Source organism: Mesorhizobium sp. SEMIA396, assembly GCF_024518615.1.
Classification (GTDB): domain Bacteria; phylum Pseudomonadota; class Alphaproteobacteria; order Rhizobiales; family Rhizobiaceae; genus Mesorhizobium.
The window spans coordinates 716,504-728,964 of record NZ_JANIFC010000002.1; the positions used below are offsets into that span (position 1 = coordinate 716,504).

General features: G+C 62.2%; 12 protein-coding genes. 5 read left to right on the top strand and 7 right to left on the bottom strand.

Annotated features, from left to right (window positions below):
• Window positions 1-31 precede the first annotated feature (31 nt).
• Window positions 32-451, top strand: a complete 420-nt coding sequence (locus NP503_RS08410; protein WP_127269489.1) for an MAPEG family protein — start codon at window positions 32-34, stop codon at window positions 449-451.
• Between the two features lie 49 nt (window positions 452-500).
• Here NP503_RS08410 and rnd read toward each other — a convergent pair whose 3' ends face one another.
• The 3 genes from rnd to NP503_RS08425 form a co-directional block, all read right to left on the bottom strand.
• Complete coding sequence (gene rnd, locus NP503_RS08415; RefSeq protein ID WP_127272735.1) at window positions 501-1,652, bottom strand: ribonuclease D; 1,152 nt, start codon at window positions 1,650-1,652, stop codon at window positions 501-503.
• 78 nt (window positions 1,653-1,730) lie between these two features.
• A complete protein-coding gene (locus NP503_RS08420; protein ID WP_127273376.1) occupies window positions 1,731-2,972 on the bottom strand; it encodes an MFS transporter in 1,242 nt (413 codons plus the stop codon).
• 134 nt (window positions 2,973-3,106) lie between these two features.
• The gene (locus NP503_RS08425) at window positions 3,107-4,024 is read right to left on the bottom strand and encodes a DMT family transporter (RefSeq protein WP_127272769.1); all 918 of its coding nucleotides are present in this window, start codon (window positions 4,022-4,024) and stop codon (window positions 3,107-3,109) included.
• 92 nt (window positions 4,025-4,116) lie between these two features.
• On the opposite strand from NP503_RS08425, the gene NP503_RS08430 reads away from it, so the two are divergent.
• Entirely contained in the window at window positions 4,117-4,983 is an 867-nt protein-coding gene (locus NP503_RS08430) for a LysR substrate-binding domain-containing protein (RefSeq protein ID WP_127272768.1), read from the top strand.
• Here the strand turns inward: NP503_RS08430 and NP503_RS33380 are convergent.
• Both NP503_RS33380 and NP503_RS08440 read right to left on the bottom strand, forming a co-directional pair.
• Window positions 4,978-5,211, bottom strand: coding sequence for a hypothetical protein (locus tag NP503_RS33380; RefSeq protein WP_372958877.1), 234 nt, complete (start codon window positions 5,209-5,211; stop codon window positions 4,978-4,980). The two genes, NP503_RS08430 and NP503_RS33380, sit on opposite strands and share 6 nt — an antisense overlap.
• A 285-nt stretch (window positions 5,212-5,496) precedes the next feature.
• Complete coding sequence (locus NP503_RS08440) at window positions 5,497-5,865, bottom strand: antibiotic biosynthesis monooxygenase (RefSeq protein WP_127271415.1); 369 nt, start codon at window positions 5,863-5,865, stop codon at window positions 5,497-5,499.
• Window positions 5,866-5,960: 95 nt separating this feature from the next.
• Between NP503_RS08440 and NP503_RS08445 the strand changes: the two genes are divergently transcribed.
• Window positions 5,961-6,437: a MarR family winged helix-turn-helix transcriptional regulator gene (locus NP503_RS08445; RefSeq protein WP_127271416.1), complete on the top strand. Its 477-nt coding sequence runs from the start codon at window positions 5,961-5,963 to the stop codon at window positions 6,435-6,437.
• Between the two features lie 214 nt (window positions 6,438-6,651).
• Window positions 6,652-8,439 (top strand): aspartate--tRNA ligase, encoded by a 1,788-nt coding sequence (gene aspS, locus NP503_RS08450; protein ID WP_164748989.1) that lies wholly within the window; start codon window positions 6,652-6,654, stop codon window positions 8,437-8,439.
• A gap of 232 nt (window positions 8,440-8,671) precedes the next feature.
• Here aspS and NP503_RS08455 read toward each other — a convergent pair whose 3' ends face one another.
• A complete protein-coding gene (locus NP503_RS08455) occupies window positions 8,672-9,862 on the bottom strand; it encodes a hypothetical protein (protein ID WP_127267503.1) in 1,191 nt (396 codons plus the stop codon).
• Window positions 9,863-9,965: 103 nt separating this feature from the next.
• Window positions 9,966-10,235, bottom strand: coding sequence for a hypothetical protein (locus NP503_RS08460; RefSeq protein ID WP_127258120.1), 270 nt, complete (start codon window positions 10,233-10,235; stop codon window positions 9,966-9,968).
• Between NP503_RS08460 and parC the strand changes: the two genes are divergently transcribed.
• Entirely contained in the window at window positions 10,191-12,443 is a 2,253-nt protein-coding gene (gene parC / locus NP503_RS08465; RefSeq protein ID WP_127267504.1) for a DNA topoisomerase IV subunit A, read from the top strand. The genes NP503_RS08460 and parC overlap by 45 nt on opposite strands.
• The last annotated feature ends 18 nt before the right edge of the window (window positions 12,444-12,461 follow it).

A 12,461-nucleotide genomic window follows, 5' to 3' on the forward strand; every position in this document is an offset into this window, starting at 1 on the left:
ACGCGAAGCCCAACCGGGCAGGGGGCACTTGATGAACCAGACCACGATCTTCTGGCCCGTTCTCGCGCATGTGCTGCTGATCTACATCGTCTACTGCGTCCTGGGTCGTCGCAGATACGGCGCAATAAGGTCAGGCGAGGCGAAGGCCGGTCAGTTCAAGGTGCGTTCGGCCGAACCGGCCTCCAGCGTCACCGTTGCCGCCAATCTCACCAACCAGTTCGAACTGCCGGTGCTGTTTTACGTGCTGTGCCTGACGCTGCACCTGACCAACGGCGTCAACTATCTGACCTTGTCGCTGATGTGGATTTTCGTCGCGTCCCGCTATTTCCATGCCTGGATTCACCTGACCAGCAACAATCTGCTGCTGCGCAGCCGGTCATTCTTCGTCAGTGCGGTGATTCTCCTGCTGGGATGGATCTGGTTCGCGCTGCACCTGCTCGGCGCGGTCTGAGCAGAGCGCTTCTGCCTTCTCCCACAGGGGAGAAGGGAAGTCCGTTCGCCTAAAGGTCGAACACCGCGATCTTGCGCTTGTCGAACTTGATGCCGATCTCGCCGCGTACCAGCTTGAGCGCGGCCTCGCCGAACACCGCGCGCCGCCAGCCTTGCAGCGCCGGTACGTCGGCTTCCTCGCCCTCGGCGGCGATACGGTCGATGTCGTCGCTGGAGGCCAGCACCTTGGAAGCGACGCCCTCCTTTTCGGCAACGATCCGCAGCAGCACCTTCAACAGTTCCGCCGCGGCGCTCGAGCCCTCGGGCGGCTGGAAACTCTTTGGCAGTTTCGGCATCTCTTCCTTGGGCAAGGCAAGCGCGGTGTTGACCGCGCCAAGCAGCGCCGTTGCCGTCGACGAGCGCTCCCAGCCCTTCGGCGTCGTGCGCAGCTTGCCGAGGGCTGCCGCGTCGCGCGGCGCCTGCTGCGCCACCTCGTAGATCGCGTCGTCTTTCAGAACGCGGCCGCGCGGCACGTCACGTTCGCGCGCCTCGCGCTCGCGCCACGCCGCCACGCCCTGCACGATCGCCAGTTCCTGCGGTTTGCGCAGCCGCATCTTCAACCGCTTCCAGGCGTCCTCGGGGTGCGGATCATAGGTTTCGCGCGAGGTCAGGACCTCCATTTCCTCGTTGAGCCAATGGGCGCGGTTTTCCCGCTCCAGTTCGGCGCTGAGGTGTTGGTAGACCTCGATGAGATGCGTGACGTCGGCCAGCGCATAGTCGAGCTGCTTGTCGGAAAGCGGCCGGTGGCGCCAGTCGGTGAAACGCGATGACTTGTCGAGCCGCGCACCGGTGATGCGCTGCACGAGCTGATCGTAGGAAACACTGTCGCCGAAGCCGCAGACCATCGCCGCCACTTGCGTGTCGAACACCGGATGCGGAACCAGATCGCCGAGGTGGACGATGATTTCGATATCCTGCCGCGCGGCGTGGAAGACTTTGACCACCGCCTCGTTGGCCATCAGCCTGAAGAACGGCTTCAGGTCGATATCGGGAGCCAGCGGATCGATCAACGCCGTCACGCCGGGTGCGGCCATCTGTATGAGGCACAGGATCGGCCAAAACGTCGTTTCTCGTATGAATTCGGTGTCGACGGTGACGAAATCCGACTTTTCGAAAGCGGCGAGAACGGTCTCGAGTTCTTTCTGGGTGGTGATGACGTGCATCAAATCGCTTTTGACAGGAGTAAGGTCTTCCTAGATTTCAGCCGCCGGGGCTTTCGTCAAGCTTTGGCACCGCCATCGTCAGGTTCCCGGACCATCGGAATCGTCGTTTCTCCTGGCCAGCCGCGCGAAAACCGTCGAAGTGCGCAGAAGCGCGGTGAAGCGGCCGCGCCTGCCTGCCGGCACACCGGACCGGGCCTGCATGCGGTAAAGGATGACGGCGATGAAGATCGCATAGACCACCGCGCTGAATACAAACAGGGCGCCCGGTCCGAAATATTGCATCGCCGTCGAGGCGGCGAACGGGCCGCCAATGGCGCCGAAGGAATAGAACAGCATCAGCGCCGCGTTGATCAGCACGAACTCGCCCGTGTCGGCGCGATCGTTCGAATGCGCCGCCGACAGCGAATAGAGCGGCATGGCGAAACAGCCGAAGATGAAGATGAGGATGAAGTTGAGCGCCGGATTGCTGCCGGCGATGAACACCAGCGCCAGCGCCGAAAGCATCGCGCAGCAGGTCGTGATCAAGAGCACGCGGCGCCGATCCCAGCGGTCGGAGAGGTAGCCAAGCGGATACTGGATGATGGCGCCGCCAAAGATGCCGACGCTGACGAAGGTGACGACATCGGCGACCGACATGCCGATCTGCTCGGCATAGACCGGCGACAAGGTGCGAAAGGCGCTGTTGGTGACGCCGACGGCGATGCAGCCGAAGCAGCCCAGCGGCGAAATCCGCCAGACGCGCGCCAGGTCGAGCTTGACCTCTTCGGGTGGTGCCGGGTTGGAGCGGTCGCCGAGCGACACCGGCACCAGCGACAAGGTGATCATCATCGACATGATGGCGAAGATGGCGAAACCGCCGGCGCCGAAGACCGGGATCAGGAACTGGGCTGATGTCACCGAACCGATGTCGACCATCCGGTAGATCGCCAGCACGCGTGCCCGGTCGTGATTGCCGACGCCGGAATTCAGCCAGCTTTCGACGATGGTGAACAGCCCGGCGAAGCAGAAGCCGCCAGCAAGGCGCACCGCGCACCACATCACCGGATCGATGACCAGCACCAGGAGCAAGGTGCCTACCGAGGCGATTGCCGCCAGCGCCGAAAATGCCCTGATATGGCCGACCGCCTTCATGATGCGGGTGATGGCCAGGCAGCCGAGCAGGAAGCCGGCGAAGTAGAAGGTGCCCATCAGGCCGATGTCGGAAGCCGAAAACCCTTCCTGCGCGCCGCGCAGCGCGATCAGCGTGCTCTGCAGCCCATTGCCGCCGAGCAAGATGCCGGCGGCGAGAAGAAGCGGGATCATCGGGCGGATGGAGGACATGAAGAGGCGATCACGTGTCGGTGATCCCTTCTTGGACCATCGCCCTGGCCAACGCCAGCAGCAATTCCCTGCGCCAACAGGGATGATCGCTGTATTCGCCTGGATTCGTTTCCCCCGTTTTGCTTGGTCAGCGCTCAGGGCTGCCTTCGACGTGACTGCCGATCGTCGGGCCACAGGCCAAGCCGCTCGGCTGCTCCCGTTGCGACGCCTATTCCTGCGAGGACTGCCATCAGCCCGACAATCAGGTTCGCGCTCACTTGTTCGCCCAGGAAGACAACACCGAAGATCGATGCCGTCACCGGATTCACCGCAACGGAGACGGCAACCAGTGTCGGCGGCGCGCGCTCGAGCGCGAATGCCCAAAGGAAGAAAATGAAGGCGCCGCAAATTATGGCCAGATAAGCGCTCGCGATCCACTGAGGTGCACTGAGAGTGGCAAGTCGCGCGAAGCCTCCGCTCGAAACCACCAGGACCGATAGGCAGACCGCGCCCACGCCCATGCCAAACGCCACGAACGGGATTGGCGCGGTGCGGGATAGAAATGGTCTCGACCAGACGTTGTAGAGCGCCATGCAGAAAGCGGCCGCGACCATGAGAAGATCTCCGCGCCAGGCATCTGGGGGAGCAGTCGTCAGGCTCGTGCCGAGCGCTACGGCCACTCCTGCCATTGCGATCAGCACACCGACGATCTTGCGGATGGTCGGCGGCTCGATCTTCAGAACTGCCGCGGCAAGCATGGTGAGCAGAGGCAGTGTCGAAAGCGCAAGCGCACCTCGCGCGGCCGTCGTGTAGACAAGGGCTCCATTGAAGAGCACCGGAAACAGCCCGAAGAACAGAAGACCCAATGCACCAGTGCCGAGCCAGTCGCTCTTCGGCGGCCACCTGTCTCGCCGCCAGAGAGCTACGGCGGCCAAAACCAGAAAGCCGCCGCCGAACCGGACCGCACCGATAGCGAGAGGATCGAGCGTGCCCGCGAGATATCGCGTTGCGCCAACGGCGGTGCCCCCGAAAGCGCTGGAGAGAATCGCGGCGAGCACTCCTGTGATTTCCATGGTTCCCGACCTTGCTGGCTCGGAACCGGGGATATCGGGAAGGCGGGCCATAAGGAATCGAATAAGCTCAATGAGTTTGATAACATTCCACTATGAGTATCCCGAATCTCGATCCGGACCTTCTGCGGGCCTTTGTCGTCGTTGCCGAGCGACTCTCGTTCACGCGAGCCGCCGAGCAGCTCAATAGAACGCAGGCGGCCGTCAGCTTGCAGGTGAAACGTCTTGAGGAGCGCATCGAGACCATCTTGTTCCGGCGCTCGACAGCCCGCGTTGAACTCACCGCCGCCGGGGAGGGCTTTCTGATCGATGCCCGCCGCATACTTGCTCTCAATGAGCAGGCGATTGCGCGTGTTTCCGGTCAGCAGGTGGCCGGACAGGTTCGAATCGGGGTCATGGAAGATTATGGCACCAAGATCCTGCCGCGCCTCCTTTCTGGCATCGCCGAGCGATTTCCGTTGGTGCAGGTCGAAATGGAGATTGGTCTTACCGCCCGGCTCCTGAAACGGCTTGGGTCCTCGTTCGACGCCGTCATCGCCATGCACCCGGAAGGTACGACCGAGGGAGATTTGATATGCCGCGAAAGGGCGATTTGGGCAGCGGCGGCGACGCGAGCCGTCGAGGAACTCGATCCGCTGCCCGTCGCTCTGTCGAGCCCCGATTGCCTGTTTCGTTCCTGGGCAATTGAGGCGCTCAACAAGGCAGGCCGGCCATGGCGATTGGCCTATGTCAGCCCGAGCCTCTCAGCCACGGAGGCAATTGTTGAACAGGGCCTGGCGGTCACCGTGGTCAAAGGCAGCATGCTTGCGCCTGGCCTGCGCGGCGTCCATCCAGGCCGCCATGTGCCGCCGCTGCCCGGGGCGGAGATTCGTCTTCACCGGGCGGAGACCTCTTCCGCCAACGCTTTACTGGTCGTCGATCACCTTGCCCATCGCCTCCGGCTGTCGGCGCTTGGCTCATAGAGGTGATGCTTTGACGGGCCGAGCGGGCCGACGGCGGAGCCGGCCCTTCATTTTGAACCCGTCGCGCATGTTGAGGCCGAGTAGCGTGATGTTCGTCGCGCCGGCGGCCAATTCGAGCGCCTGCACGGCGTAGAAGCTGGTGTCGAACTCGCTGGCTCTCGCCTTGGATGCGAGGAAGAGTGCGGAGGGGATGAGAACCAGGAGACCATTGGCGGCTATCCATGGCATGCGCTTGATCTTCCCATGGCATGCGCTTGATCTTCGCGCCGATCAGCCCGGCCTGCCGGCCCTTGGCCGCCGCAAAGCCCGAACCTCCCGCCGCCGCCAGCGCTGGAACGAGCAACAGGAAGCTCCACGGTATGGCCATCTTGACGGCGGCTATCGCCACCTGGGAGGCAAACATCTCACTGAGGACCGTCGACAGCCAGAGGCTTGCGATCGTCAGCATCGCGACCGTCCCGGCGACTGGGTGAATGACCTTGCTCATGGCTTTCCCACCATTCTTGCAACCGTTTAAGCCAGGCAGATGCCCGGCACCGCCACCTTTTGGAACAGATGCGGAGAGGCGACGGCCGAGGACGGATAGGCCGAGAGCTTCGCCCTGAACTCGGGATGCGAGAACGCGGCCCGGAAGTCAGCCATCGTTTCCCATATGGCATAATTGAAATAGGCCGGACTTTCGCCGATTGCGCGGTGAAGCTGGGTCGAGATGAAGCCGGGTTGCTGCTTCATGAAGACCGCATCATCCTGCCATGCATGGAGGAAGGTCTGCTCGTCGGCCTTGTCGAGCGTGAAGACGTTGACCAGCACGACGGAGGTAGCATCGATCGCGATCTGGCGGTCGATCGGGAAAGCGGGGTTCAGTGGGCGCATGAGCGACATCATAAGCTCCGTTAATTGGTGTTATGGTGCCAATCTGTTACCTTGATTACATATCTATTTGACAACATAATGTCAATAGCAATATAGGATGTCATATGCCTGATGCCAAGCGAACACCTGCCGGCAATGCCTTGACCGATCTCATTCTCGACCTGTTCAGGCTCAACAGCCGAATGCTCACATCGGGTGACAGGCTGGTCGCCGACCTCGGTTTGACGAGCGCCCGCTGGCAGGTTCTCGGCGCTGTCGTGACCGCCGAACGCCCTCAGCCGGTCGCGTGGCTGGCGCGCGATCTGGGAGCCAGCCGCCAGAATGTCCAACGGATCGTCAACGACCTGCATAGGGAAGGGCTCGTCGCCTTCGAGGCCAACCCGCATCATCAGCGTGCGCAGCTTGTCGTTTTGACTGACAAGGGAAGACAGACTTTCGATGCCGCGATGCATTTGCAGGCGCCCTGGATCGAAAACCTCGCGGATGGCCTGCTGGTCGAGGACATCAACACCACGCACAGGGTCATGACGGCGCTGCGGAAAAAACTGGAAGGCAACGATGAAGCTGAAGAGCAAGCCTGACGGTTGTGGCCCTGTGGCGGTTTCCTTCACAGGCTGAGCGCCGCGCTGATCCTCGCGCTGCCTCGCTCCGGCTACCGGGCGGCGAACACCATGGACACGGAAGTCCGCTTGCCTTGACAAATCCGGCCTCCCATGCGCTTTTCGCGCAAATTTTCAGGGCCGGGCCGCGATGCCTTGGCCGGCAACTAGAGCACCCCGGACTTTACCAATGACAATGCACCGTTACCGCAGCCATACCTGTGCCCAGTTGAGGAAGAGCGACGTCGGCTCGACCGTTCGCCTGTCGGGCTGGGTGCATCGCGTGCGCGATCATGGCGGTCTGCTCTTCATCGACCTGCGCGACAATTATGGCCTGACCCAGATCGTCGCTGATCCGGATTCTCCTGCCTTCAAGGTCGCCGAAACCGTGCGCGGCGAGTGGGTCATTCGGGTCGACGGCGAGGTCAAGGCGCGTTTGCCCGAGACCACGAACGCCAATCTGCCGACCGGCGAGATCGAGATCTTCGCCCGCGAGATCGAGGTGCTGTCGGCGGCCAAGGAATTGCCGCTGCCGGTGTTCGGCGAGCCCGACTATCCCGAGGATATAAGGCTGAAATACCGCTTCCTCGATCTGCGCCGCGAGACGCTGCACAAGAACATCATTGCGCGTACAAAAATCATCGCCGAAATGCGCAAGCGCATGGGCGAGGTCGGCTTCACCGAATTCTCGACGCCGATCCTCACCGCGTCGTCGCCCGAGGGCGCGCGCGACTTCCTGGTGCCGTCGCGCATCCATCCCGGCACCTTCTACGCGCTGCCGCAGGCGCCGCAGCAGTATAAGCAGCTGATCATGGTGTCGGGCTTCGACCGCTACTTCCAGATCGCGCCCTGCTTCCGCGACGAGGACCCGCGCGCCGATCGTCTCCCTGGTGAGTTCTACCAGCTCGACCTTGAAATGAGCTTCGTCGAGCAGGACGACGTGCTTTCGACCATGGAACCTGTCATGCGCGGGGTCTTCGAGACCTTCGCCAACGGCAAGCCGGTGACGCAGAATTTCCAACGCATCCCCTATAATGTGGCCATGCGCAAATACGGTTCCGACAAGCCGGACCTGCGCAACCCGATCGAAATGCAGGCCGTTTCCGACCATTTTCGCGATTCCGGCTTCAAGGTGTTCGCCAACATCCTGGCCAACGATCCGAAGGCCGAGGTGTGGGGCATTCCGGCAAAGACCGGCGGCAGCCGCGCCTTCTGCGACCGCATGAATTCCTGGGCGCAGGGCGAGGGCCAGCCGGGGCTGGGTTATATCTTCTGGCGCAAGGAGGGTGACAAGCTCGAAGGCGCCGGCCCACTCGCCAAGAACATCGGCGAGGAGCGCACAGAGGCGATCCGCCTTCAACTCGGCCTTGCCGACGGCGATGCGGCCTTTTTTGTCGCCGGGGATCCGAAGAAGTTCGTCTCCTTCGCGGGGGCTGCGCGCACCCGTGCCGGCGAGGAGCTGAACCTTGTCGACCGCGAGCGTTTCGAACTGTGCTGGATCGTCGACTTCCCGTTCTTCGAGTGGAACGAGGAAGAGAAGAAGATCGACTTCGCCCACAACCCGTTCTCGATGCCGCAAGGTGGCATCGATGCGCTGAATGGCGAGGACCTGCTCGGCATCAAGGCGTTCCAGTACGACATGGTCTGCAACGGGTTCGAGATCGCCAGCGGCGGTATCCGCAACCATCTGCCCGAAACCATGGTCAAGGCATTCGAGACGGTCGGGCTGGATCGCGCCACGGTCGAGGAGCGCTTCGGCGGCCTCTACCGCGCCTTCCAGTATGGCGCGCCGCCGCATGGCGGCATGGCCGCCGGTGTCGACCGCGTCGTCATGCTGCTGCTCGGCGCCAAGAACCTGCGTGAGATCACCATGTTCCCGATGAACCAGCAGGCCTACGATCTGTTGATGAACGCGCCTTCGGAAGCGAGCCCGCAGCAGCTTCGCGACCTGGCGCTGCGCGTTGCCGTGCCCAAGAAGGACTGACGGCGGCGTTGCAACTGCCCTTTCTCCCCGTCTCTATACGGGGAGAAATGTCCGGCAGGACAATGAGGGGCAGCGCGGATGCGGGCGATTGGCGAACGGCCGTTGCAGCTGACGCCTTCTGACAGGCAATCGGTTCGGCATGAATTGCAATTTGTAGGCGTCGGCGCTGCCCCTCATCCGCCTGCCGGCACCTTCTCCCCGTATAGTGACGGGGAGAAGGGAACTACTTCGATCAGTCTTCGTTGGCCTTGACGGTGACGCCGAGCGTCTTCGGCAGGTCGAGCGGGTTGGACATGGCGCCCGCCATGATCAGTGCGAACGGCACGGATGCCGGCGGCTCGGCCGAGATTTCGAGGCTCTTCGGATCATCGAGGAATTTGCTGACCGCGGCCGTAACCTGCGCCGTCAGTTCCGGATTGTTGAGCTGCGCCATGCCGAACGGCACGATCGCCTTGGCCTGGTTGGCGATGTCCTTGCCGGACATGCCTTGCTGCTTGCCGACATAGTCCAAAACCTTGTTGGTCAGCGAATCGTCGTCGAAGCGGATCGAGGCGCTGTTGAACGAAAGCTGCTGCAACAGGCCGAGCATGGCCATGCCTTGCGCCGAATTGTCGGCGCCTTCGGGCTGTGCAGCCATCTTCTTCTGCATTTCCTGCAGCGACTTGATAAAGTCCAGCGTGTAGCCGCCGAGATTGAAGGTCATGCCGAGCGTGCCGGCATTCTCGACCGAGATGTCGTATTTCGACAGTTCCATCTTGCCGTCCGTGGGCTGCCAGGTGCCGGCCATTTCGAGATTGCCCGCGATGTTCTGGTAGCCGAGCGCGTTGATGACTTCCTTGGACTTCGGATCGTCCACCAGCGTCAGGTCGGCGTTGAATTTCTCCGTGGTGGCGGTGAATTCCATCGCCTTGCCGTCCGCCGGCGGCGTGATCTCGATGGCAAGTCCATCCATCGAGAAGGCGGTCTTGTCGGCGACCTTGACGGTCATGTTCGAGAGTTCGGCTGACTTGTACATCATCAGCGAGCCGAGCGGGCCGGTGGCGCCGTCGGCCGGAACTGTCATGTCATGGATGACGAAGGGGCTGAGGTCGAGGGTGACGCCGTCCTTGCTGTGTGTGAAGGCAGCCGTCGATACGGTGGCGATGTCATAGCCGCCATTTGCCTCGGTCACACCTTCGAGTTTGACGTCGCCGATGGGAAGCGCTTCCTTCTCCGCCGCCGGTTTGATGGCAACGCCCTGCAGCACCATGCTGGTGTTGTCGCCGGTCACGCCAGTCCAGGTGATGTCGACACCTTGTGCGACAAGCGCGGCCTTCAGCCGGTCGGCCACTGCCGTATCCTGTGCGAGGGCCGCATTCAGCGGCAGCGTGAGCAAGAAGGTCGAAAGGGCTAATTTCCTAAGAGTTGAGCGTTTGATTGTCATCGCAAGGTCCCTGAGAGTGTCCTGAAATTGTTTTTTCAATTATTTGCGCCATCACCATTCCGTGACGAACTGGACCGGAAAAAGGCGTGTCCCGGCACATTGGTCAAAAATCGCGGTGAAAGGCAAACCCGATCCCACCGTCTTTGCGCAAACCGGTGAATTTGTCATGAAGAGCCGATAGCCGGATGTCGTCGCGCTTGGCCATAGAACCCGCATGTAACAGGCTGATGTTGGCCGACATCCCCCGGGGTGCGGTTTCGTGTTGCAGAAGGGCCGGTATCTCTGTCGGGCTCTTGCCGCGAATCACCCGCTCGGCTAGTCCGAGCCCATGGGAAAAAGGCTTTTGCCGCCTGAAAATGGCGGTGGCGATCATATCGAACCGGTCGATCTGAAGAAGGCGCTGGAAGAGCGCTATCTGGCCTATGCGCTGTCGACCATCATGCACCGGGCACTGCCCGATGTGCGCGACGGACTGAAGCCGGTCCATCGCCGCATCATGCACGCCATGCGCCTGCTGCGGCTCAACCCCGACCAGGGCTTTGCCAAATGCGCCCGCATCGTCGGCGAGGTGATGGGCAAGTTCCACCCGCATGGGGACCAGTCGATCTATGACGCGCTGGTGCGGTTGGCGCAGGATTTTTCGATGCGCTATCCCTTGGTCGACGGGCAGGGCAATTTCGGCAACATCGACGGTGATAACGCCGCCGCCATGCGCTACACCGAAGCGCGCATGACCGATGTGGCGACCGAACTCTTGTCCGGCATCACCGAGGATGCCGTCGATTATCGGCCGACCTACAATGAAGAAGACGAGGAGCCGGTGGTTTTGCCCGGCGCCTTTCCGAATCTGCTGGCCAACGGCTCGTCCGGCATCGCGGTGGGCATGGCGACATCGATCCCGCCCCACAACGCCGCCGAGCTTTGCGATGCCGCACTTCACCTGATCGAAAACCGGGACGCGCCGGTGGCGAAGCTGATGGAGTTTGTCCAGGGGCCGGATTTCCCGACCGGCGGCATCATCGTCGACAGCCGCGCCTCGATCCTCGAAGCCTATCAAACCGGCCGCGGTGGCTTTCGCGTGCGCTCGAAGTGGTTCCAGGAGGACCAGGGCAGGGGCACCTGGAGCATCGTCGTCACCGAAATACCCTACGGCGTGCAGAAGGCGCGGCTGATCGAGAAGATCGCCGAACTGCTGATGGCACGCAAGCTGCCGCTGCTCGAGGACATCAGGGACGAAAGCGCCGAGGACGTCCGCGTCGTGCTGGTGCCGAAGAGCCGTTCGGTCGATCCCGGCATCTTGATGGAATCGTTGTTCAAGCTGACCGAGCTCGAAAGCCGCTTCCCGCTCAACATGAACGTCCTGTCGCGCGGCAAGGTGCCCAACGTGCTGTCGCTGAAGGGCGTACTGCAGGAGTGGCTCGAGCATCGCCGCGAGGTTTTGATCCGCCGCTCGAAACATCGGCTTGGCGAGATCGAAAGACGGCTGGAGATACTTGCCGGCTATTTGATCGCCTACCTCAACATCGACGAGGTGATCAGGATCATCCGCGAGGAGGATGAGCCAAAGCAGGTGATGATGGCCCGCTGGTCGCTCACCGACACCCAGGCCGAAGCCATCCTCAATATGCGGTTGCGCGCTCTGCGCAAGCTTGAAGAATTCGAGATCCGCAAGGAATTCGACGGCCTGAGCGCGGAGAAGAAGCAGATCGAGGCACTGCTTGCTTCAAACGAGAAGCAGTGGGCGACGATCAAATGGGAAGTCACCAACATCCGCGACAAGTTCGGTCCGGAGACCGAACTCGGCAAGCGCCGCACCCAGTTCGCCGACGCGCCCGAGCATGATCTGGCCGACATCGCACACGCCATGATCGAGCGCGAGCCGGTCACGGTCGTCGTGTCGGAAAAGGGCTGGCTGCGGGCGATGAAGGGGCATCTGGCCGATCTCTCGACGCTGACCTTCAAGGAGGGCGACAGCCTCAAGCTCGCCTTCCATGCCCAGACCACCGACAAGGTGCTGGTCTTCACCACCGGCGGCAAATTCTACACCATCGGCGCCGACCGGCTGCCTGGCGGGCGCGGCCATGGCGAGCCGATCCGCATCATCGTCGATATGGACAATGACCAGGACATCGTCACCGCCTTCGTCCACGACCCGAAGCGCAAGCTGCTGCTGGCCTCGCACGACGCCAACGGTTTCATCGTGCCGGAGGAGGAAGTCGTCGCCAACACCCGCAAGGGCAAGCAGGTGATGAACGTCAAGGCGCCGGACGAAGCCAAGCGCTGCATCCCGGTCACCGGCGACCATCTCGCCATCGTCGGCGAGAATCGCAAGATGCTGGTGTTCGCGCTCGCCGAGATTCCGGAGATGGGCCGCGGCAAGGGCGTGCGGCTGCAGAAATACAAGGATGGCGGCCTTCTCGATCTCAAACCGTTCACGCTGGAGACCGGCCTCTCCTGGCAGGATTCGGCCGACCGCACCTTCACAAGGTCGCGCGAGGAACTGGCCGAGTGGATCGGTGCCCGTGCGTCGGCCGGACGGATGGTGCCGAAGGGATTCCCGAGGACGGGGAAATTTGGGTAGCGCTGCTAATCTCCCCTC